Below are 22,091 nucleotides of genomic sequence, written 5' to 3' on the forward strand. Positions count from 1 at the left end.
CCACAAGTCTACCGGGCTTGGTCGCTTTCCCCGTTTTCCCGCATTCGATACCAGACTGTTATGCACATCACGTGATGTACAGCACATCGCACAGTGAATTCCCAGTAAAGTGGAATCATGCAATGAAGTCCGTTGCGGGAACCTTTCTCGTATAGCGGACTTCAGACGTGCCTGCCGGTCTCACAGATGAGACTGCGAAGGCGATCCCCGGTCTCGAAGATCCGCGATCGGTCAAGAAAGGACATCATGTCGACTAAGTCATCACCCCAGAGGGAGGTCTTCGTCTCCCGCTCCGCGTTCATCTTCGCGGCGATCGGATCGGCGATCGGCCTCGGCAACATCTGGCGCTTCCCGTACGTCACCTATGACAACGGCGGCGGCGCCTTCATCATCCCCTACCTGGTCGCACTGCTGACTGCGGGCATCCCTCTCCTCTTCTTCTACTACGCCATGGGCCACCGTGCCCGGGGATCGGCTCCGCTGGCCTTCCGCATGACGCACAGAGCGGCCGAGCCCATCGGCTGGTTCGCCACCGGTGTGGCCATCATCATCGGCATCTACTATGCGGCGATCATCGGCTGGGCCGGTTCCTTCATGTTCTTCTCCCTCGGCGAGTCCTGGGGAGACGACGCGGAGGGGTTCTTCTTCACCGACTACCTCCAGATGGGCGACCCGGGCATCTCGTTCGATTTCGTTCCCGGAGTGCTCATTCCGCTCATCATCGTGTGGGTCGTCGTCCTGGGCATCCTCCTCCTGGGTGTGCAGAACGGCATCGCGGCCTTCTCGAAGATCTTCATCCCGCTGCTCATCGTCCTGTTCCTCGCCCTGGTCATCCGCTCGCTGTTCCTGCCCGGTGCTGTCGACGGCCTCAACGCTCTGTTCACCCCGGACTTCGCAGCATTGGGCGACCCAGGAGTGTGGATCGCGGCCTATGGTCAGATCTTCTTCTCCCTGTCGATCGGCTTCGGCATCATGATCACTTATGCCTCGTACCTGAAGAAGAAGACGAACCTCACCGGCGCCGGCCTCGTCGTGGGCTTCTCGAACTCCGCGTTCGAGATCCTCGCCGGCATCGGCATCTTCGCCGCACTCGGCTTCATGGCCACAGCGCAGGGCGTAGCGGTCGGCGATGTGGCGACCGACGGCATCGGACTGGCTTTCGTCGGCTTCCCGACGCTGATCTCCGAGATGCCCGGCGGAGCGATCTTCGGGTTCGTGTTCTTCGCCTGCCTCGTGTTCGCGGGACTGACCTCGCTCATCTCGATCGTCCAGGTGCCGATCCAGGCCCTGCGAGAGAAGTTCGGCGTCGGCAACAAGGCTTCGACGATCTGGGTCGGCGGAGGAATGGCGGTCATCTCGCTGCTGCTTATGCCCACGATCACCGGCCTCTACGCCCTCGACACCATGGATGCGTTCGCCAACAACATCGGCATCGTCGGCTCGGCCATCCTCGCCATCGTCGTCGTCTGCTGGATGCTGCGCATGATGCCGAAGCTCAGCGGTCACCTCAATGCGGTCTCGAGCTTCAAGCTCGGCATCACCTGGATGATCCTCATCTCGATCACCGGGCTCGTCCTCCTCTACATGCTCATCTCGCAGATCATCAACTACGCGACGAACGGCTACGAGGACTATCCGGCGCTGATCACCGGCACGTACGGCTGGGGCATGATCGCCCTCCTCGTCGTGGCAGCGATCATCCTCTCGGTCGTGAAATGGCCGAAGAAGACACTGGAGGACATGGACGTCGCGATCGCCGACTCCGTGGCCAATGAGAAGACCGAAGACAACAAGGGAGCACTGTAATGGGCACGTCAGCAATCGTCATGATGATCATCGCCATCGTCACCGTCTGGGGCGGCCTCGGCGCTGCGATCCTGCATCTGCGCAAGCACCCGGACGAAGGATGATCCGACTCGGATGACCGCCCAGCGGTGATCCGACGGCCAAGGCGGTTCGATGCTCTGCGCATCGGACCGCCTTCGTCGTCTGCGCCCGCCTCGGCCGAGCCCTCCCGGCCCCAGCCCTCCCCGCCCCAGCATCCGCCGATCTTCCCGACTCCAAGGCACGCAGGACCGAAGCGCTGCCGTCTGCAGGGATCTGCCCGCTCAGGGTCCGGACACACTGGTCGGACACAGCCTGCCTGGTTAGGGTGGACGTGTACGCACTCAGCGCCGGGGCCGACTGCGGCTGAACGCGGCAGCATGCCCCGCGATTGAAGACTCAAACCACGACAGAAGGAGACGCAATGCCACAGACCGTCAAGGGCGTCATCTCCCGCAGCAAGGGAGCGCCCGTCGAGCTCACCGACATCGTCATCCCCGATCCGGGCCCGGGCGAGGTCATCGTCGACGTGAAGTCCTGCGGCGTCTGCCACACGGATTTCCACTACCGGGAGGGCGGCATCAGCGATGACTACCCGTTCCTGCTCGGCCACGAGTCCGCCGGGGTCGTCTCCGAGATCGGCGAAGGCGTGACGAACGTCGCCGTCGGCGATTTCGTCATCCTCAACTGGCGCGCCATCTGCGGCGACTGCCGCGCCTGCAAGCGGGGCGAGCCCTGGTACTGCTTCGCCACCCACAATGCTTCGCAGAAGATGACCCTGCCCGACGGCACCGAGCTCGAGGCGGCTCTGGGCATCGGCTCCTTCGCCGAGAAGACGCTCGTCGCCGCAGGCCAGTGCACGAAGGTCCCCGAGGCGGATCCCGCCGTCGTCGGTCTGCTCGGCTGCGGCATGATGGCCGGCATCGGCGCGGCGATCAACACCGGTGAGGTCACTCGCGGCAAGACCGTGGCTGTGATCGGCGCCGGTGGAGTCGGCTGCGCTGCGATCGCCGGTTCAGCCCTGGCCGGAGCGAACACGATCATCGCCCTCGACATCGATGAGAAGAAGCTGTCCTGGGCGAAGGATCTCGGTGCCACCGATACCGTGGACACGAAGGGCATGAGCGAGGACGAGGTCGTCACCGCGATCCAGGAGCGCACCGGAGGCTTCGGCGCCGATGTCGTCATCGACGCCGTCGGACTCCCCGCCACCTGGCGTCAGGCGTTCTACGGTCGTGACCTCGCCGGCACCGTCGTCCTCGTCGGTGTGCCGACCCCGGAGATGGAGCTGACGGTTCCGCTGCTCGACGTGTTCGGTCGCGGCGGCAAGCTCAAGTCCTCCTGGTACGGTGATTGCCTGCCCGACCGCGACTTCCCGATGCTCGTCGACCTCTACCAGCAGGGTCGCCTGCCGCTGGAGAAGTTCGTGTCCGAACGGATCAGCATCGGCGACGTCGAGGCGGCATTCGACAAGATGGCCCAGGGCCAAGTCCTACGATCGGTGGTGGAACTCTGATGACTGCTATTGAACATCTCGTCACTTCGGGAACCTTCTCCCTCGACGGCGAAACCTTCGACGTCGACAACAACGTGTGGATCATCGGCGATGACTCCGAGGTCATCGTCATCGATCCCGCCCATGACGTCGATGCGATCGCCGAGGCGGTCGGATCCAGAGACGTCAAGGCCGTCCTGCTCACGCACGGTCACGACGATCACGTCGGAGTCGTCCGCGATTTCGCGCAGCGGGTCGGCAATCCCACCGTGTACCTCAACCCCGAGGACTACGTGCTGTGGGACATGACCTATGACAACTACCGCCCCGACGGCCAGATCGCCCACGGCGACACCTGGACCGTCGGCGGCGTCCGCCTCAAGGCGCTGCACACTCCGGGCCACTCCCCCGGCTCGACGTGCTTCTTCGTCGAGACCGGTCTGCCCGCTCCCGCATCGGCCGGGGCAGGACGGGCCGTCGGTCCGGTGCTGTTCGCCGGAGACACCCTGTTCAACGGAGGCCCCGGCGCCACCGGGCGGTCGCACTCGAGCTTCGAGACGATCATCGAATCGATCCGCGATGTGCTCTTCCCGCTGCCCGAGGCGACCGTCGTGCTCACCGGCCACGGTGAGTCGACGTCGATCGGTGCCGAACGTCCGGCACTCGATGATTGGATCAAACGCGGTCACTGAGGGGCTCGGTCTCACTGAGGGGCTTGGTCTCACTGAGGGGCTTGGTCCCAGTGAGAGTCCTGGTCACTGAGAGTCCTTGATGCTCTTACCGCAGCACTGAAGGATGGACGCGGGTCGCGCCCCCCCCTGACGGGGTGCGACCCGCGTCTGCGTGTTCCGGCTCCGACGGCTAGACTCGTCGGGTGCCCGAATCACAGTCTTCACAGTCCGCCGGTGCAGCGTCAGCCCCGGCCTCCGCCGCCGCGTCCACCGGTCTCAAGGCGGGGATGAAGCCCCGTCATCTGGTGATGATGAGTCTCGGTTCGGCGATCGGTGCCGGTCTCTTCGTCGGCTCCGGTGCCGGAGTGCAGGCGGCCGGTCCGGCCGTGCTCATCTCCTATGTCGTCGCCGGCCTCATCGTCATCTTCGTCATGCGGGCCCTGGGTGAACTCGTCGCCGCCGACCCGAACCCGGGTGCCTTCTCCCACTATGCGGGCAAGGCCATGGGTCCGGCAGCGGCCTTCGCCGTCGGTGCCCTGTGGTGGGTGCAGCTGTGCCTCGTCGTCGCCGCCGAGGCCACCGCGGCCGCACAGATCGCGGCCTCCTCTATTCCCGCCATCCCGCAGTGGGTCGTCGCTTTGGCGATCATGCTCATCTTCACCGCCATCAACCTCACCACCTCGGGCAGCTTCGGTGAGTTCGAGTTCTGGTTCTCGCTCATCAAGGTCGCGTTCGTCGTCCTCTTCCTCGTCCTCGGCGCCGCCTACCTCTTCGGGTGGACTCCGGCCGAACCGCCGAGCCAGATCTTCGCCGACGGTTTCACGCCCACCGGCGTCCCCGGCATCGCTGCGGGTCTCCTCGTCGTCGCGTTCGCCTTCGGCGGCATCGAGATCGTCGCGGTGGCCGCGGCCGAGACCGCGAATCCCGAACGGAGCGTGAGCCAGGCGATCAAGACGATCGTGTGGCGCATCCTCTTCCTCTACATCGGCTCCGTGGCCATCATCGTCCTCGTCCTGCCCTGGACGGATGAGAGCCTGGCCGAGTCACCGTTCGTCGCGGTGCTCAAGACCGCCGGTCTGCCGTTCGTCGCCTCCCTGCTCGCTGCGGTGATCGTCATCGCGCTGCTGTCGTCGATGAACGCGAACATCTACGGCGCCTCCCGGATGGCGTTCTCGATGTCGCAGCGATCGATGCTTCCGCGTGGGCTGGGCCGGACGAACCATCGCGGCGTGCCCGTGCCCGCGGTGCTGGCCACCTCGGCGTTCGGTTTCGTGGCCGTGGCGCTCAACTACTTCTGGGCCGCCGAGGTGCTCGGTGTGCTGCTCAACATCGTCGGCTCGACGCTCATCGTCACCTGGGTGGTGACCTTGGTTTCGCAGATCGTGCTGCGCCGTCGCGCCGAGGCGGCTGGGCGCCCCCTGCCTCTGCGGATGTGGGGCTACCCCTGGCTGTCGTATGTCACCCTGGCCGGCATCGCCGTGATCATCGGGCTCGGCTTCACGGTCGATTCCGTGCGCTTCCAGATCGTGGGCACGCTCGTCTTCGTCGTCGCCCTCTACCTCGTCGGTCTCGTCGTCACGAAGAGGAACCCGACCGCGAAGGTGTGAGCTCGGCGGGGAGGAACCCCGACCGCGAAGGTGTGAGCCCGACGGGCCCGACCTGCCCCACCGCCTATGCGCGCGCCGCTGCCTCTATGCGCGCACCGCCGTCTGTTCGTCCAGCGCCGCCAACTGCTCTTTCAGCGTCGGTGTCGGATGCCCGGATGACGCCCACCCGGTGAGCATGTCCCGTGTCTGACCTCTGTGACGGGCGAAATGTCGGCCCGCATATGCGGTGACGTCGATCGGGACGATGGTCTCCATCGTCTTCAGCACGAACCGAGCGAGGTGCCCGGAGAAGGGAACTCGCATTCCCAAACGTGTTCGGACCGCCTCGGCGGCGGCAAGCGCGGGGCGTTTCAGGTGTGATTTCAGTGCCGCCCAGTCGCCGTCTCGGATGCTCAGTTCGGCGACGAAGGGGATGAACACGGCTGGCGGTGCCAACACGGCGACGAGCGGCACGGGCTGGACGAGCCCACCGAGTCCGCGAGCCAGTGAGCGCACCCCATTCCTGCTCCCGCCGATGAGGAATCGCGGCAGCCCCGCCGGTGCCCAGTAGCGGACCTCGCGCCCGGCGGCGACTGTGCCGGCTTCGACGCGTTCGGACAGGAACGCCGGACCGACGATGACCGCCTCGGCATCGGGGAATTCCCTCTTCGCCCGCTCGAGGTCACCGTCGACCTGGCTGGTGATCGCAACGAAGCTCGGAGAGATCTCCCGAATCGCCGAGGCGACCGCCGGGTCGAGGTCGCCCGGCCGGGTGGACAAGACGATGAGATCCCAGGGAGTCGCTTCGCGCGCCCGCTCCCACCCGGTGACCGTCACCCTTCGAGTCGCCGCGACCCGATTCACTGTCCAGCCGGCGGAGCCGGAGTCGGAATCGGTCGGATCGAGATCACTCACTCGCCGCGGGTACGCGTTCCGCGGCTGGTCACCCCCGGTGCGGGAGACGACAGCGACGTCGTGGGAATCGGTGAAGAGGGCGGCCCCGGCGATGCCGATGGCGCCGGCCCCTTGGAAGAGGACTCTCATGACGGGTACACGAGGGCGGTGGCCATGGCCGCGATCCCCTCGCCGCGGCCGGTCAGCCCGAGCCCGTCCGAGGTCGTGCCGGAGACGGAGACCGAGGCCCCCACGGCCGCAGACAGTGTCTGCTGGGCTTCGTGGCGGCGACTGCCGACCTTCGGCCGGTTGCCGATGACTTGGACGGCGATGCTGCCGATCTCGACACCGGCGGACCGGACGATTCTGGCCGCCTCGGCGAGCAGTTCGGCACCCGCGGCGCCCGCGAACTCCGGGCGGTCGACGCCGAAGTGCTCGCCGAGGTCGCCGAGTCCGGCGGCAGAGAACAGCGCATCGCAGCATGCGTGGGCGGCGACGTCGGCATCCGAATGTCCGGACAGCCCAGGCTGTCCCGGCCACAGCAGACCGGCGATCCAGAGTTCGCGGTCCGGGTCGGTGGAGAAGGCATGGACGTCGACGCCGATGCCGGTGCGGGGAATGATCGCAGTCATTGCGGTCCTCCTGCGTTCGCATCGCGCATCCGGGCCAGCTGTTCGCCGAGGATGCGGTCGAGTGGGTAGGTGATCTTCAGCGCCTCCTCGTGCCCGGGCACGGCCACGACGTCGACGCCGAGGCGTTCGACCAATCCCGCGTCATCGGTCGCCGGGGCGGCCTCGGCGCGGTGGTGGGCATGGGCGCGCAGCAGGGTCGCGGTCCTGAAGCCCTGGGGCGTCTGCACCCGGCGCAGGCGTGACCGGTCGAGGTCACCGCGCAGGACTTCCGTCGGCTCCGCTCCTGCCGATTCGCTCGGCAGAGCACGCCGAACGGTGTCGATCATCGGCAGCACCGGAACGACTGCCTCGGCGCCGGATCGCACTGCCGTGTGCACGCGGGAGAACACCTCGGGCGGAGTGAGACAGCGGGCCGCGTCGTGGACGAGGACGATTTCGGAGTCTGCGGCATATTTCAAGGCGATTTGCACTGACTCGATTCGGTCTAAACCGCCTGCTACGGCTGTAATTGAAGTTTCGCATTCCGCATCAGCCATTGCCGCGGCGATTTCATCGCGTGCGCGGAAAAGAAACTCCTCGGGAGCTGCCACCACAATTGTGGAGGCGACTCCCGAGGAGAGGGTCGTCTCGAGGCTGCGGGCCAGAAGGCTCCGTCCGTGAAGACGGACGAAGGCCTTCGGCTCATTGCAACCCAGACGCGATCCCGACCCTGCGGCCGGGATGATGACACAGGTGCTCAGGATGCGAGCACTTCGTCCAGCAGCGCTTCTGCCTCGGACTCTTCCTTCTTCTCAGCCAGGGCGAGTTCGGAGACGAGAATCTGACGTGCCTTCGAGAGCATGCGCTTCTCCCCGGTCGACAGGCCGCGGTCCTGCTCGCGGCGCCAGAGATCACGCACAACCTCGGCGACCTTGATGACGTCACCGGACTGCAGCTTCTCCAGATTCGCTTTGTAACGGCGCGACCAGTTCGCGGGCTCTTCGACGAACTCTGCGCGGAGGACATTGAAGACCTTCTCCACGCCTTCCTCGCCGACGACGTCTCGCACACCGACGAGGTCGCAGTTCTCAGCGGGAACCTCGATCACTAGATCACCATGGGCGACCTGGAGCTTGAGATACAGTTTCTCCTCACCTTTGATGGATCGCTTCTTGATTTCTTGGATTGTCGCTGCACCGTGATGTGGATAGACAACAGTGTCGCCGACCTGGAAACTCATATTCTCTTCAAACCCCTTTCGCGGAATCCCAGTTTACCATGAGGCGCGCCACAGAAATCGTTCAGGGTAACGAATCTTCATGCTAGGCTCCGCCTCCCGTGGCTCGTGGGAATCGCCGATCGGCGGCCTCGCCAGCGCGAATATCGGCATCGGGCGCATTGCCGTCATCACGGATCGAGCAGATGAGCCGATCTCGTCGGGAAATGAACTTCCCATGAACTCGACCTGCGCGACGACGCCATGGGGCTCCGTTTCCTCAGCAGGCTTTCGTCCGCACCTGGGATGCGGTTCTACAGCGGGTCAAAAACCGGGTAGTATACAGACTGATCTTGTATTGCCACTTCAAGGAGCATAATGAAACGGCACAACCGCGCGGCCCTCGCCGTTGCCGCACTCGCTCTCGTTATTCCCGTCAGCGGATGTGCAAGCCTGCTGTCTCCCCATCAGACTGCCGAATACCATTACAACGGCGGCGATGGAGCCTCGGGCACAGTTGGTGACGTCGAACTCCGTGGGCTCATGCTCATCACGGACAAGTCCGGCAGCGGTCCGGCACAGCTGTTCTTCACCTTGATCAACAAGGGCGAGGACAATGCCAAGGTGTCCATCGATGTCGCCGGCACATCGGTGAGCGAATCGGTCAAGGCGGGCGACACCTTCGTCCAGGATCCGAACAGCCCCGAGACCTCGGCGAAGGAAGTCATCACGGTCGACGGTCTCGATGCCGAGCCCGGTGACCTCGTCGACGTCACTGTGAAGAGCGGCAGCGACGAGAAGACGATCCAGACTCAGCTGCTCAGCGATGTGCTCCCGTACTACAAGGAGTACGTGCCGTCCGAGTCGCCGTCGAGTGTGCCCAGCGAAAGCGCTGACGCCGCCGAAGGAACCGGCAGCGTCAACGGCTGACCTCCTCCCTCCGCGAACACGAAGGAGCCGCTCACTCGAAGTGAGCGGCTCCTTTCGCATTCACTGCCGAATCGTCGACCGAGTGCGGGCCCGGCCCGCCGACCAAGCCCAACCGAACCCAGCCCGCCGGCCAAGTCCAGCCGGTCCCGGCCCGCCGGCCGGTTCAGGCCTCGAACTTGTACCCGAGTCCGCGCACGGTCGTGAGCAGGCGCGGTTCGGAGGGATTCTCCTCGACCTTCGCGCGCAGGCGTTTGACGTGGACGTCGAGGGTCTTCGTATCGCCGACATAGTCTTCGCCCCAGATCCGGTCGATGAGCTGACCGCGGGTCATCACCCGTCCGGAGTTGCGCACGAGGATCTCGAGCAGCTCGAATTCCTTCAGCGGCATCGACAGCTCCTCACCACGGACCGACACGACATGGCGTTCGACGTCGATGCGCACTCCCCCGGCTTCAAGCACGGACTCGTCCTCGAAGTCATCGGTTTCGACATTGCGACGCAGCACCGCACGCACTCGGGCCAGCAGCTCACGCGAGGAGTACGGCTTCGTCACATAGTCATCGGCGCCGAGCTCGAGCCCCACGACCTTGTCGATCTCCGAGTCCTTGGCCGTGAGCATGATGATCGGCACGTTCGACTTCGCGCGCAGCTCGCGGCAGACCTCGGTGCCGGACGCTCCGGGGAGCATGAGGTCGAGCAGGACCAGGTCGGCGCCGCTGCGGTCGAATTCCGCCAGAGCCCTGAGTCCGTCATCGGCGACCGTCACCTCGTACCCTTCCTTACCGAGCAGATACGACAGCGGGTCCGAGAACGACTCCTCGTCCTCGACAAGCAGAATACGAGTCACGTTGTGAGCTTCCTTTGTTCGCTTTCATCGGTCAGTTCTTCGGGTGAGCCGGTCTTCTCGGCTCGGGTGGCGTCGCCGCCGTTTCCATTATCACCAGCACCGGGCGTCGTGTCGTCCACGGCGTCATTGTGCGCATCGTCGCCGGCATTCGCCGAGGCGGTGTCGTCGTCGGCATCAACCGCCGAGCCTGTCCTGCCCCGCACCGAGGCGGTGCCCGCCGGATTCGAGGAATGTTCGATGAGCACGCCTTCGGGGGCCGAATCGCTCGCCGAGTGCTCGGGCGCGGTTCCGGCCAGAGGGAGCACGATCGTGAAGGTCGATCCCTTTCCGAGCCGGCTCCACACCCGGACTTCGCCGCCGTGGGTGGCGATGATGTGCTTGACGATGCTCAGTCCCAGCCCCGTGCCGCCGGTGATCCGCGACCGGGCCGGATCGACGCGGTAGAAGCGTTCGAAGACGCGTTCGGTGTCCTGCGCAGACATGCCGATGCCTTGGTCGGTCACGGCGATCTCGACGCGTTCGTCGACGAGGTCGACCCCGACCCCGACGCGGGTGCCGTCGGGTGAGTAGTTGATGGCGTTGTCGATGAGGTTGCGCACGGCGTTGACGAGCAGTTCGTAGTTGCCCTCGATGAGCAGGTCCCGGGGCGGGGAGATCTCGATGTGGATGTTCTTGCCTTCCGCACGCGTGCGGGCCCGGTCGGCGGCGTCGTCGACCACCTCGGCGGCGGAGATCTTCTCAGTCGTCGCGGGTGCCGCGTGGTCCTGGACGCGGGAGAGGTCGATGATCTCCTGGACGAGCTGGGTCAACCGCTTCGACTCTCGCTGCATCCGCCCGCCGAAGCGTTCGACGGCGGCGGGGTCGTCGGCGAAGTCGGTGACCGCCTCGGCGAGGAGCGCCATCGCTCCGATCGGAGTCTTGAGTTCGTGGGAGACGTTGGCGACGAAGTCGCGGCGGACGGCGTCGACGCGTTTGGATTCGGTCTGGTCATCGCAGAGGACGAGGACGAAGGACGTGCCCAAGGGCGCGACGCGGGCGTGCAGGAAGCGAAGCACGGAGTCGGAGTTCTCGCGCTTCTGCTCGAGGTCGATCTCTTCGATGAGGCCCCGGGCGCGGACGCGGCCGACGACGCCCAGCATCTCCGATGATGCCAGCGAATGGCCTCTGACCAGGCCGAATGTGTACGCGGCGGGTGAGGCTTTGACGACGTCGTCGCCGGCGTCGACGACGATCGCGGCCGAGGGCAGGACGGCGAGGACTTCGGCGATGCCTTCGGGCAGGTCGTCTTCGGAATGCAGATCGGCAGCATCGCGGGAGCGTTCGCTGAAACGGAACGCGAGAATGCCCGCTATGCCCAGGCCCAGGCCGACGACGCCGGTCAGGACCGCCACTACTAAGAGATCCACAGTCTCAAGCTTAGGCGCTGTCCATCGTCTCGGTGCACCGAATTCACCGACGCGTGACCTATTTGCCGAGGAATTCACCTTCCCGACAAGCGACGTTCACCCGTCTCTGCGAAGCTGACGTCTGTGTGCCTGCGCTCCCCCACCCGAATCTGCCCGCTTCCGGGAACAGACCCGAAAGCACAGCACCCGAAAGTACAGCACCCGAAGGCACAGCCCCGGAGGCGCAGACCCGAACGCACAGATCGGGCACGCACACCCACCGACGTTCCGATGAGGAACTCCTCGCACGACCGAGAGTAAGGATCCGCCGCCAATGCGCGAAGTCTTCAGAAACGAACTGGACGATCTGGCCACCCAGCTGGTCGGCATGTCCACCAAGTCCCTCGATGCGATCCGTCTGGCCAACCAGGCGCTGCATGCGAATGACCTGGAGCTGGCTGAGCAGGTCATCGAGGCCGACGCCGTCATCGACAACATGCAGTTCACCCTCGACCAGCAGGCCGCTGAGATGCTCGCGCTGCAGGCTCCGGTGGCCGCCGATCTGCGTGCCGTCATCGGATCGCTGCGGATGTCGGCATCGCTCGAGCGGATGGGCGACCTCGCCCGTCACATCGCTCAGCAGGTGCGCATCCGCTACCCGGAATCGGCGATCCCGGAGGTCTTCGAGTCGACGTTCGCGCGCATGGGCGAGTCCGGTGAGAAGATCGCCGAGGCGACACAGCGGCTGCTGTCGAACCCTGGCCTGACCGATGTGCCCACTATCAACGCCATCGACGAGGAGCTCGACGAACTGCACCTGAGCGTGTTCGCCAAGCTCGCCGAGGTGCCTGCGGGCTCGCTGGCCCCGCGCCACATCGCCGATGTCACGCTGCTCTCGCGCTACTACGAGCGCTTCGGCGATCACGCGGTGTCGGTGTCGCAGAAGGTCGAATACCTGCTCACCGGCAATTGGGAGCCGCATCTGTCGAAGAAGTGACGGCGCCGCGAACGAAGAACGATGATCGCCGAGGCGGGCTTCCACCTCGGCGATCATCGTTTGCGTTCGGGCTGGCCAGGCGGCCGAGACCTCAGGTCTCAGCGGCCCTGGTTGGCCACTTGGCCGATGGCGGCAGCAGCGGCCTCGGGATCGAGGTAGGTGCCGCCGGGCGTGACCGGGGTGAAATCCTCGGTCAGTTCGTAGTGCAGCGGGATGCCGGTGGGGATGTTGAGTCCCGTGATATCGGCATCGGAGATTCCGTCGAGGTGCTTGACCAGCGCGCGCAGCGAGTTGCCGTGGGCGGCGACGAGCACGGTCTTGCCGACGGTGAGTTCGGGGACGAGGACGTCGTACCAGTAGGGCAGGAGGCGGTCGATGACATCGGCGAGGCACTCGGTGCGGGGCATCGAATCACCGAGGTTGGCGTAGCGAGCCTCACCGGCCTGCGAGAATTCCGAGCTGTCGGCCAGCGCCGGCGGCGGAGTGTCGAAGGAGCGGCGCCAGGTCATGAACTGCTCTTCGCCGAACTCCTCCCGGATCTCCTTCTTGTTCTTGCCCTGCAGCGCACCGTAGTGGCGTTCGTTGAGGCGCCAGCTGCGGTGAACGTCGAGCCAGGACAGGTCAGCGGCCTCGAGCGCGAGGTTCGCGGTGAGGATCGCCCGCTTGAGACGGGAGGTGTGGACGACGTCCGGGATGAGGCCCTTTTCGCGCAGCAGCTCACCGGCGCGCTGGCCTTCTGCACGGCCTTTGTCGGTGAGGGTCACATCGACCCACCCGGTGAACAGATTCTTCTGGTTCCATTCGCTCTCGCCGTGGCGCAGCAGGATGAGGTTATACGTCATGGCACCATTTTGGCACGAGAGTGCGCGGGCGTCTCCCGGGCTCGTCGCACGAGCAATCCCCGGGCCCGTGGCACGAGCGCTGCGCGGACCTGACCGGTGTCTCATCATTCGGCTCAGTGTCTCGCATCACAAAACGCCGAGAGTAGTCTGAGCGCATGTCTGACGCACCGATACACCAGTCCCCCGCGAGCTCTGACGCTCCCGCCGCCGACCGCAGCTCGATCATCGCGGTCACGGCACTGCCGGTCCTCGTCATCATCGCAGGCGTCCTCGGATTCCTCCTCCCCGAGGCGTTCACGCCTCTTGCGCCGTCGATCACTTGGGCTCTCGGCGTCGTCATGTTCTTCATGGGACTGACGCTGACCCTGCCGGACTTCACCCGCATCGCCAAGCGCCCGTGGATCGCGGTCCTCGGCGTCGTCACGCAGTTCGTGGCGATGCCGCTGCTCGGCCTCCTCGTCGTCACCGTCTATTCGCTTCCCGCCGAGATCGCCGTCGGCGTCATCCTCGTCGGCTGCGCGCCCGGCGGCACGGCGTCGAATGTCGTCACCTATCTGGCCAAGGGCGATACGGCTCTGTCGGTGTCGATCACGACTCTGTCGACGCTGTGTGCACCGATCCTCACCCCGCTGCTGACCCTGTGGCTGGCCGGTTCCTACATGGATGTGCCGTTCTGGTCGATGTTCGTCTCGATCTGTCAGACCGTGCTCGTGCCGGTCATCGTCGGCGTGATCATCCGCATATTCGCCTCGAAGTTCGTCGACCTGATCGCGCCCGTGCTGCCGTGGCTGGCGTCAGTGTCGATCGCCTACATCGTCGCCATCGTCGTCGCCGGTTCGGCCGCTTCGATCGCGACCGCCGGGGTGCTCGTGCTGCTGGCCGTGGTCACACACAATCTGCTCGGACTCGGCGTCGGCTACGGCGTGGCCGCCGCCTGCCGCCTCGACACTCCGACCCGCCGGGCTCTGTCGTTCGAGGTCGGGCTCCAGAACTCCGGGCTCGCCTCGACCCTGGCCACGACCTACTTCTCGCCGCTGGCGGCTCTGCCCGGCGCGGTCTTCAGTGTGTGGCACAACGTCTCCGGTGCCCTGCTCGCCTCGGTCTTCGCCCGCCGCCCCTACGGCAAGCCCCCGGTCGGGGCCGCTCATCGCGAAACGGCGTCGGTCGGCACCGGCCCCACCGAGGAGACCCGGGGTTGAGCACCGAGGCGGCTCCGGGCCGAGGCTTCGACTCCTTCCGTCCCGAGGTCCTCGAGGTGTCGGGACGGACGTTCACGGTCCGTCGGGCCGCCGAATCCGATGTGCCCGCCCTCATCGCGCTGCTGCGCGATGACGTCCTCGGCGCCTCTCGAGAAGCTCCTGCCAGCACAGACGCGGCCGCCTACCATCGCGCGTTCGCGCTCATCGCAGCCGACCCGAATCAGCTGCTCGTGGCCGTGGAGGAGGATTCCACTGTGGTCGGGACCTTGCAGCTGAGCCTCATTCCCAGCCTGTCCAGGCGAGGCACGCTGCGGCTGCAGATCGAGGCGGTGCGCGTCGGTGCGGCCGCGCAGGGAATCGGACTCGGCACGGCGGTCTTCGAATGGGCGCACGCCTGCGGTCGTCGCGTCGGGGCAGGCATCGCACAGCTGACGACTGACCGCTCACGCACCGATGCGCACCGCTTCTATGCTCGGCTCGGCTATGTCGCCAGCCACGAGGGTCTCAAACTCTCCCTCGATTGAGTGAGCTGCGGTTCGGATCGGGCCTGGCCGCTCTCGCCGTCAGCGTCCGTGCTCGTCCTGCGCCCTATCGGATTCCCCGCTCGACTCCGCGCTCTGCTCATCCGCGCCGTCTTCGCTCGTGGTCCGCGGGCTGCCGGCGATCGCCGTCGTCTCGGGCAGCTGCGTCTGAGAATCGTCGAAGGTGCCGAGGAATTCATTGTCCTCTCCGCTGAGCACCTTCTCGAACGCGGCGAGATTCCGCGTCGATTCTCCGCGGCTGACCCGCCACGCCCATTCCTTCTTCATCCCGGTGATGAAGCCGATGAGGAGGAGTTCGTTGAATGAGGAATCCGCCGTCGAGAGCATCGCGGCGAGCAGCGTGTCGAGCTCGTCGAGCAGATGGTCCCTGGGCACGCTCGCCCGCAGATACACATCGCCGAGGCTGTCGATCGCGAAGGCCACCGGTCCGGGCCTGAGGTTCTTCTGCAGCAGCCACCGGTTGAATGCGGCCGGGTTCTCATCGGGGTGGCGGATGACGAAGGCCTGCAGGTGAGCGGTGCGGGCGAAGACGCTGATCGCGACGTTCGTCTTGAGCTTCTTCTCCCCCGGCAGGGTCACGACGATCTCCGCGTCCTCCACCGAGTCGACGGGAACATCGTTGGCCTCGGCCCAGGTGCGCACACCTTCCAGGATCGCCTCGGTGTCGGTGCTCATGCTCTCACGCCTTTCGCTCGGCCTTCATGCTCACCGCCGACTCTAGTCCTTCAGCACGCTCCGAGGGCTTCCGACCGCCGTGATGCCGCTTCGGGCAGCTCGGATCGGCTGGAGCGACCGGTCGATTCGGGCAGTGCGTCGAGGACGGCCGCGACGGTGCGGGACCAGTCGAAGCGTTCGGCGCGCGCCGTGGCGTGGCCGGCGAGTTCGGTGCGCAGATCCGCATCGCGCAGCAGGGTTTCGATCGCCGTCGCCCAGTGGTGCGGGTTGTGGTCGGCGATGAGCAGCCCCGAATGGCCGTGTTCGACGATTTCGGGCAGTCCTCCCACCGCCGAGGCGATCGCCGGCAGTCCCGACGCCGCCGCTTCCGCGGCAACGAGTCCGAACGACTCGCTGCGAGAGGGCACGATGAGCACATCGGCGGCCCGGTAGTAGTCGACGAGGATGTGCGAGGGCACGGGCGGGCGGACTTCGACGCTGGGCTCGGAGGCGATCGCCGAGTTCAGCCCTCGCAGGTACGACGAGGACGCACCGCCGGCCCGCGGCGCCGCGGGCTGCGGCATCGCGGGCTGCGGCTTCGCGGGTTGCGGCGTCGCGGGTTGCGCTGTTGAGATCGTCGTCGCGGGCTGCGACATCGCAGGGTGCACTGACGAGATCTGCGCCGTACGTCCGGTGTCGATCCCGGAGACCGCGCCGAGGAGGATTCCGCGGGTCCGCGCGGCCAGGTGCGGGTCCCGTTCGCGCAGGTCGGCCAGGGCGTCGACGGCGACATCGGTGCCCTTGATGAACTGCATCCGCCCGACGTAGAGGACGATGGCTTCGTCGTCGGAGAAGCCGAGTCGTTCGCGGGCCGCCGATTTCGCTCCGGGTACATAGAGGGCATGGTCGACGCCGGGACGGGCGACGACCACGGTGTCCGGCTCGGCGCGCAGTTCGGTGATGAGGTCACGGCGTTCAACGGGTGTCGCGGCGACGAGCAGGTCCGCCTCCGCGGCGATCCGCTCTTCGGCTTCCAGCCGCTGGGGCCGTTCGTGGCTGGTTTCGGAGTCGCGGTTCTTCACCGCGCCGATCGTGTGCATGCTCACCGCGATGGGGGCTCCACCTGCAGTCCCACCTGTGGCCCCACCTGCAATCTCGTCTGCGACCTCACCGGCGATCTCACGGGTGCGCAGGGCCGCCTCGGCGGAGATCCAATAGTGGGCCCACACGAACTCCGCGGCGCGAAAATCCGGATGGTCGATGAGCAGCTGCGCGAGTTCGTCAATGGCATCGGCGAGCTCGTCCTTCGTCGTCGCGCCGACGGAAAGATGGTGGATGGTGATGGATTCGGAGAGTTCCATCCGCTCTCCCACGGTGCCGGCTGCATCACCCGCGCCCGTGCCGTCGAGTCCGCCCGGGTCGGCGGTGAACACGTCGACACGGTGACCGGCGGCGGAGAGCGCGCGCACCGTCTGGTCGACGTAGACGTTCATTCCACCGGCGTCACCCTGGCCCGGTTGGGCCGCGGGAGAGGTGTGGAGGGAGAGGACACAGATGCGCACGGAGACAGTCTAGCCAACGACCTCGGTCTGGTGACTATCCGAAGAATTCGCCGAGGATGCGCCGCACCTCGTGACGCCCGCGCCACAGGATCGAACCGGCCGGCAGCACCTCGAGGCGGGAGTTCGGGATCGCACGATGGATCGCCTCGGCGATGGCGACCGGATGAGCGGAATCGTCTTCGTGGGTGAGGATCAGGATCTCGCCGGGGAAGGCCCGCAGGTTCTCGGCGGCCTCGGCTGTGTCGTCGACGGCCGTTTCGAGGGCGAGTCCGAGGCCGTCGGACATGTCGGTGCCGATGAGGTTCTCGGCCTTCGCCTTCGTCCACGCCCGGGCGGGAAGCATCTGGGCCACCTCGGCGGGTTCGCGGGAGAGCATGAGATCGACGATGCCGTCGATGTCCTCGTCGGCGACCAAGCCGCGCAATTGCTCCAGGTAGGAGCGGTTGGCGGTGGCCACCTCGGCGGGGAATCCGGTGAACGAGGCGGGGAGGACGAGAGCGACCTTCTCGAGGCCGCGCACGGTTGGGTGGGCGGTGCTCAGCAGGTGGAGCAGACCCCCGGCGGACATCGACACGCCCAGGGCGCGGCTCGCCGAGGTGGTCTCCACGGCTTCGGCGAGGACCCTGCCGATCTGCGGGTAGGTCCACCCGGGACCGGGTGAGGGACGGCCGCCGTGTCCGGGCAGGTGGAGGAAGTGGCGGGTGCCGCTGATACCGGTGCCGAAAGGACGGGTGTCGCGGATCGCGCCGGCGAATCCGTGGCCGAACAGGGTGCGCGGTTCGCCGGATCCGAACGTGGCGATGTAGCCGGATTCGGGACCCGGAAGGTTGAGGTCTGGGCTCATGCGATGCGGGGGCTCAGCGGTTGCGGTAACGCGGGTCGACGGCGCGGACCTTCGGACGCACATCGGTGAGGTACACGATGCCGGCCACGAGGGCGATGATGTTGAGGAAGATCATGCTCATGCCCATCGGCGGGAGTGCGATGAGGGCGAGCGCGAGTCCGACGCCGAGGAGGATGACCCAGAACTTCTTGCTCTGCTTGTCCACGGCGCGGTAGTTCTCATCCTTGAAGCGGAGGCAGTCGATGAACGCCCACAGTTGGACGACGAATGCGGCCACCGTCAGAGCGAGAAAGACGAGACGCTGAAAGCCCGCGATGTATTCCATCCCCACAGCCTAGCAATCGCACTCGTCGAGGTCAGGCCCCGGAGGCGAATCCTCGGCGAGTGCCCACCCGCGTCCCACCGGTCTCTCAGCGCGACTGCGCGTCGATGGGCAGCAGGGCCGCATCTGGGCCGCCTCGAGCTGACCGACGGGGCTGAGGCACAGGTGGACAGCGGGGCAGACAGCCTCAGAGGACGCCGGTCATGCGGATGACCGCGCACACGGCCATGCCGATGGCGACGGCGAGCAGCATCGGCACGCGCACGATTGCGGCGAACACACCGACCCCGACACCGATGAGCCGGGCCGGGTCGGCGATGTCCTTGCCGTCGAAGATCGCGGTGGTCGCGAAGACGGCGCCGATGAGCACGACCGTGGCCCGATCCATCCACTTGGTCACCCGTTCGGTCGAGTCGGCGGGGGCGGCGTTCTCGACAGCGGCAGGGCCCGCGCCTCCGGCAGCGGTGGCGGAGTCTCCACCACCGGCGGCAGGTGCATCCGCACCAGTCGGATCCCTCTCCGCTCCCACCGAGGCGGTCACCGGAGTGCGGCGGCGACCCTTCGTGGCGATGGCCGCGCCGAGTTTCACCCCGGCAAACCGCATGAGGTAGGTTCCGATGCTCAGCGCCGCCAGGGCGATGAGGAAGTCTCCAGCGTTCATCGGCGGTCCTCCCCTGCAGTGCTGGACTGGTCGGTTCCGCGGCTGACGGTGCTGGGCCGATCGGTTCCGGGGCCGGCGGTGCTGGTGGTGGGTTGGGACGGATCCTGCCGAACAGCGGAACGCTCTGCCCCATTGCGGTCGCCATCGCGCGCATGTTGTGTCTCACGACGGCGACGCAGCGTCGAACGCACGGCCCAACCGGCCGCGACGAGCACGAACACGGACAGCGAGGTCACCGCGCCCAGGCCGAGCGGCAGCACCGGGGTCAGACAGACCGCGACGAGGATGCCGACGAGAGTCAGTGACAGCGTCGCGCGGTTCTTCAAGTCTCCGCGGATGAGGCAGAAGAGGATGATCGGGAATGCGGCGTCGAGGCCGAGCAGATCGGCGTCGATGACGTTGCCGAGCCACTGCCCGACCATGGCACCGCTGGGCCACATGAGAGCGATCGAGGCGCCCATGAGAAGGAAGGCATGCCATTTCGCACGGTCGTTTCTCCCGGTGCGCGAGATCGCGGTCGACTCGTCATTGATCCAGTGGGAGGCGATGAGGGCGCGCCAATCCTGCGGGAAATAGGGTCCGACGGCGACGCCGAAGGCGAAGTTGCGGGTGTTGACGAGCAGCCCGGCGAGGACCGCGAGGATCGGCGCACCGCCAGCGGCGATGACGCCGACGAAGGTGAATTCCGCGGCACCGCCGAGGGCGAACATCGCCAGCAGAAGAGTCTGCCACCACGCGAACCCGGAGACCGCAGAGATCGCGCCGTACGACAACGCAACCGCGATGATCGTGACGGTGACGATGGCGACGGCCCGATAAATCGAACCCGGAAGCGTCCGCTCGACGCGGCGCGCTCCGAACCGATTCCGAGTCCGCGGAAGCGCCCGCTCAGCCGTACGAAATAATGAACCCATGTTCTATACAGTGCACTCCGTGCTGTTGTTCGTCAACCCGAACGAGCTTGCCGCTATAGTGAACGTATGAGTTCTCGACGCCACGACTCCACGCCCGATGATCTCTCGGCCGATGTGTCGACCCGTCCGTCGGCCGATGCTCCGGCGGATCTGCCGGATGCGTCGGCCGGTGCGCAGGCCGATCTGCCTGCCGACGGGCAGGCCGATGTGCAGGATGCGTCGGCCGGTCTGCCGGCCGGTCGGTCGGCAGATCCCGCACCCGGACTGTCGCCGAGTGAGCAGATCGCGGCCGCGCTCAAGCGCGAACGCGTTCGTGCCGGGCTGTCGCTTTCGGAGGTCGCACGGCGGGCGGGGATCGGCAAGTCGACGATGTCCGGGCTCGAAACCGGTACCGGCAATCCGAGCCTGGAAACCATGTGGGCGCTGGCTGCCGCACTCGACATCCCCTTGGCCCGCCTGCTCGACCCGCCCCCGCACGAAGTGGCCCTGCAGCACGTCGGCGAAATGCCCAGCCTGCCGTCGACGACGGCGAACTATGTGGCCACGCTGCTGTCACCGTCTCCGGCGCACTCCCGACGCGACATCTACTTCATCCAGGCCGAACCCGGCGAGCCGAGGGAGTCTCAACCGCACCCGCAGGGAACGATCGAGCACGTCATCCTCGGCAACGGGGCAGCGCGCATCGAGGTGCTCGGGCAGTCTTTCGAACTCGGCGTCGGCGACTATCTCACCCATCCCGGAGACCAGCCGCATCGCTTCACGGCACTCGCACCCGGCACGAACGCCGTCTTCGTCGTCGAAAGCACCTGAGGGATCGGACCGCAGGCCGAGCCCGGCTCGGATTTCCGGCGCCCCCTGACGACCCGTCGCCGAGGCACGTGCGCCTTCTACTCGACGATCGGGCCTTCGTCGGCCTCGGCGGCCGTATCGTCCAGCGGCGGCAGCCGCGACTGGGCCTCGTCTCGAGTCAGCCCGGCCGCTTGGAGCAGGTCGACGGCGACGGTGCGCAGGAGCAGGACGAGGGATTCGTCGTGGATGTCCCAATCGGAGTTCGCACGCGGATCCAGGGCGCCCGCCGCTTCGGACAGGGCCGCCTCGGCGAGGGAGCGATCGGTGCCGCGCCGCAGCGCGATCTCGAGCTTCTTGGCCCCTTCGGCCAAGGAACCGACGTAAACGGCGATGACGGGTTTGTCGACGCCGAGCTCGGTGATGCCGACAACGCGGCGGGCGATCACGCGCATGGTGCGCATCGCGCGGTCGGAGAAGGTATGGGCGCGGGCGAGTCGGGTCACCTCGGCGGCGTGCCGGCGCGCGCGGGCGTTGATCTTCGCGGCTTCGCGGGAGATCCGCAGCGATGACCCCCAGGAGTCGATGATGTTCTGGGTTTCGCGGGCACGTTCGAGGGCGCGGCCGGCCATGGAGGTGTCGGCGTCCTGGAGTGCGCGTTTCATCATCGTGAGGACGTCGTCGATCTCCTCGAGCATGTCCGCGGCCAGACGCCTGGGGACCTTCCTCGCGTCGCGCGGGATGAGGAAGGCGAGCAGGATCGCGCACACCGACCCCGTCAGAGCATCAAGGGTGCGAGGGAACGGCATGGACGTGGCGGTGGCCGGAACCACGACGACGTAGACGGATTGGACGGCGATCTGGGTGATGAAGATGCCGCCGGAGTTGAGGATCGTGCCGATGACCAGCCCGATGACCAGGGTCAGCGCGAGCTGCCAGATGCCGGAACCGTAGAGGTTGACGAGCATCTCTCCCACGAGCACACCGAAGGTGGCGCCGATGCCGATCTCCAAGGCGCGTCGCAGGCGGCGGTCAGCGACGGGGCCGATTCCGACAGCGGAGGCGACCGCGGCGAGGAACGGGTACGGGTGGCCGAGCACATAGACGCAGAAGGTGTAGGCGGCGGTCGCGGCGATGGGGATCTGGATCAGCTGACCGGAGTTCACCCACACGCGCTTGAGACCCAGACGCAGGCGATGGGAGACGACGTCGAACCCTCGCCGAGGCAGTCCGCCGACCCGAATCTCTGCCATCAGTCCCCTCTGCCATTCGCCGGTGCTGTACTCAGAGTACCGGAAATATGGCATGC

General features: G+C 66.4%; 24 protein-coding genes. 10 read left to right on the plus strand and 14 right to left on the minus strand.

The features are described from left to right. Positions 1-246 precede the first annotated feature (246 nt). The 5 genes from EB836_RS07960 to EB836_RS07980 all read left to right on the plus strand — a co-directional run bounded on the left by EB836_RS07960 (position 247) and on the right by EB836_RS07980 (position 5,597). Complete coding sequence (locus EB836_RS07960) at positions 247-1,806, plus strand: sodium-dependent transporter (RefSeq protein WP_135539202.1); 1,560 nt, start codon at positions 247-249, stop codon at positions 1,804-1,806. Then, positions 1,806-1,910, plus strand: a complete 105-nt coding sequence (locus EB836_RS07965; protein ID WP_135539204.1) for a methionine/alanine import family NSS transporter small subunit — start codon at positions 1,806-1,808, stop codon at positions 1,908-1,910. Before EB836_RS07960 ends, EB836_RS07965 begins: the two co-directional genes overlap by 1 nt. Before the next feature lie 338 nt (positions 1,911-2,248). Then, entirely contained in the window at positions 2,249-3,340 is a 1,092-nt protein-coding gene (locus EB836_RS07970) for an S-(hydroxymethyl)mycothiol dehydrogenase (protein ID WP_135539206.1), read from the plus strand. Continuing rightward, on the plus strand, positions 3,340-4,011 hold the full coding sequence (locus EB836_RS07975; protein ID WP_135539208.1) for an MBL fold metallo-hydrolase: 672 nt from the start codon (positions 3,340-3,342) through the stop codon (positions 4,009-4,011). Before EB836_RS07970 ends, EB836_RS07975 begins: the two co-directional genes overlap by 1 nt. Positions 4,012-4,193: 182 nt before the next feature. After that, positions 4,194-5,597: an amino acid permease gene (locus tag EB836_RS07980; RefSeq protein WP_240689709.1), complete on the plus strand. Its 1,404-nt coding sequence runs from the start codon at positions 4,194-4,196 to the stop codon at positions 5,595-5,597. An 84-nt stretch (positions 5,598-5,681) separates the two neighbouring features. On the opposite strand, the gene EB836_RS07985 is transcribed toward EB836_RS07980, so the two are convergent. The 4 genes from EB836_RS07985 to EB836_RS08000 are packed head-to-tail and all read right to left on the minus strand — an operon-like array spanning position 5,682 to position 8,321. Continuing rightward, positions 5,682-6,620, minus strand: a complete 939-nt coding sequence (locus tag EB836_RS07985; protein ID WP_135539210.1) for a hypothetical protein — start codon at positions 6,618-6,620, stop codon at positions 5,682-5,684. Next, positions 6,617-7,102, minus strand: a complete 486-nt coding sequence (gene ispF, locus EB836_RS07990) for a 2-C-methyl-D-erythritol 2,4-cyclodiphosphate synthase (RefSeq protein WP_135539211.1) — start codon at positions 7,100-7,102, stop codon at positions 6,617-6,619. The genes EB836_RS07985 and ispF overlap by 4 nt, the downstream gene beginning before the upstream one ends. Then, positions 7,099-7,845 (minus strand): 2-C-methyl-D-erythritol 4-phosphate cytidylyltransferase, encoded by a 747-nt coding sequence (gene ispD, locus EB836_RS07995; protein WP_135539213.1) that lies wholly within the window; start codon positions 7,843-7,845, stop codon positions 7,099-7,101. Before ispD ends, ispF begins: the two co-directional genes overlap by 4 nt. Further along, positions 7,839-8,321, minus strand: a complete 483-nt coding sequence (locus EB836_RS08000; RefSeq protein ID WP_135539215.1) for a CarD family transcriptional regulator — start codon at positions 8,319-8,321, stop codon at positions 7,839-7,841. Before EB836_RS08000 ends, ispD begins: the two co-directional genes overlap by 7 nt. Positions 8,322-8,675: 354 nt before the next feature. On the opposite strand from EB836_RS08000, the gene EB836_RS08005 reads away from it, so the two are divergent. Further along, the gene (locus EB836_RS08005) at positions 8,676-9,227 is read left to right on the plus strand and encodes a hypothetical protein (protein WP_205683335.1); all 552 of its coding nucleotides are present in this window, start codon (positions 8,676-8,678) and stop codon (positions 9,225-9,227) included. 163 nt (positions 9,228-9,390) lie between these two features. On the opposite strand, the gene EB836_RS08010 is transcribed toward EB836_RS08005, so the two are convergent. After that, positions 9,391-10,074 carry a response regulator transcription factor gene (locus tag EB836_RS08010; RefSeq protein ID WP_135539217.1) on the minus strand — a complete coding sequence of 228 codons (684 nt, stop codon included), beginning with the start codon at positions 10,072-10,074 and terminating at the stop codon, positions 9,391-9,393. Further along, positions 10,071-11,480, minus strand: coding sequence for an ATP-binding protein (locus EB836_RS08015; protein ID WP_135539219.1), 1,410 nt, complete (start codon positions 11,478-11,480; stop codon positions 10,071-10,073). The genes EB836_RS08010 and EB836_RS08015 overlap by 4 nt, the downstream gene beginning before the upstream one ends. A 313-nt stretch (positions 11,481-11,793) precedes the next feature. On the opposite strand from EB836_RS08015, the gene phoU reads away from it, so the two are divergent. Further along, complete coding sequence (gene phoU, locus EB836_RS08020) at positions 11,794-12,456, plus strand: phosphate signaling complex protein PhoU (protein WP_135539221.1); 663 nt, start codon at positions 11,794-11,796, stop codon at positions 12,454-12,456. A 98-nt stretch (positions 12,457-12,554) separates the two neighbouring features. On the opposite strand, the gene EB836_RS08025 is transcribed toward phoU, so the two are convergent. Beyond that, positions 12,555-13,298, minus strand: a complete 744-nt coding sequence (locus EB836_RS08025) for a phosphoglyceromutase (protein WP_135539222.1) — start codon at positions 13,296-13,298, stop codon at positions 12,555-12,557. 155 nt (positions 13,299-13,453) lie between these two features. On the opposite strand from EB836_RS08025, the gene EB836_RS08030 reads away from it, so the two are divergent. Then, on the plus strand, positions 13,454-14,497 hold the full coding sequence (locus EB836_RS08030; protein WP_135539223.1) for a bile acid:sodium symporter family protein: 1,044 nt from the start codon (positions 13,454-13,456) through the stop codon (positions 14,495-14,497). Beyond that, positions 14,494-15,021, plus strand: coding sequence for a GNAT family N-acetyltransferase (locus EB836_RS08035; protein WP_240689711.1), 528 nt, complete (start codon positions 14,494-14,496; stop codon positions 15,019-15,021). The genes EB836_RS08030 and EB836_RS08035 overlap by 4 nt, the downstream gene beginning before the upstream one ends. A gap of 39 nt (positions 15,022-15,060) precedes the next feature. Here EB836_RS08035 and EB836_RS08040 read toward each other — a convergent pair whose 3' ends face one another. The 6 genes from EB836_RS08040 to EB836_RS08065 all read right to left on the minus strand — a co-directional run bounded on the left by EB836_RS08040 (position 15,061) and on the right by EB836_RS08065 (position 19,996). Continuing rightward, entirely contained in the window at positions 15,061-15,714 is a 654-nt protein-coding gene (locus EB836_RS08040) for a YbjN domain-containing protein (protein WP_135539225.1), read from the minus strand. Positions 15,715-15,764: 50 nt separating this feature from the next. Further along, positions 15,765-17,255: a glycosyltransferase gene (locus EB836_RS08045; protein ID WP_240689713.1), complete on the minus strand. Its 1,491-nt coding sequence runs from the start codon at positions 17,253-17,255 to the stop codon at positions 15,765-15,767. A 34-nt stretch (positions 17,256-17,289) separates the two neighbouring features. Continuing rightward, positions 17,290-18,099 (minus strand): alpha/beta hydrolase, encoded by an 810-nt coding sequence (locus EB836_RS08050; RefSeq protein ID WP_135539227.1) that lies wholly within the window; start codon positions 18,097-18,099, stop codon positions 17,290-17,292. 13 nt (positions 18,100-18,112) lie between these two features. After that, a complete protein-coding gene (locus EB836_RS08055; protein WP_092010787.1) occupies positions 18,113-18,424 on the minus strand; it encodes a DUF2516 family protein in 312 nt (103 codons plus the stop codon). Between the two features lie 184 nt (positions 18,425-18,608). Further along, positions 18,609-19,082, minus strand: a complete 474-nt coding sequence (locus EB836_RS08060; protein WP_135539229.1) for an AzlD domain-containing protein — start codon at positions 19,080-19,082, stop codon at positions 18,609-18,611. Then, a complete protein-coding gene (locus EB836_RS08065; protein WP_135539231.1) occupies positions 19,079-19,996 on the minus strand; it encodes an AzlC family ABC transporter permease in 918 nt (305 codons plus the stop codon). Before EB836_RS08065 ends, EB836_RS08060 begins: the two co-directional genes overlap by 4 nt. Before the next feature lie 66 nt (positions 19,997-20,062). On the opposite strand from EB836_RS08065, the gene EB836_RS08070 reads away from it, so the two are divergent. Next, on the plus strand, positions 20,063-20,806 hold the full coding sequence (locus EB836_RS08070; protein WP_240689714.1) for an XRE family transcriptional regulator: 744 nt from the start codon (positions 20,063-20,065) through the stop codon (positions 20,804-20,806). Positions 20,807-20,883: 77 nt separating this feature from the next. Here EB836_RS08070 and EB836_RS08075 read toward each other — a convergent pair whose 3' ends face one another. Further along, the gene (locus tag EB836_RS08075; RefSeq protein ID WP_135539233.1) at positions 20,884-22,035 is read right to left on the minus strand and encodes an FUSC family protein; all 1,152 of its coding nucleotides are present in this window, start codon (positions 22,033-22,035) and stop codon (positions 20,884-20,886) included. Positions 22,036-22,091 lie beyond the last annotated feature (56 nt).

The organism is Brevibacterium sp. S111 (assembly GCF_004745075.1).
Lineage (GTDB): Bacteria > Actinomycetota > Actinomycetes > Actinomycetales > Brevibacteriaceae > Brevibacterium.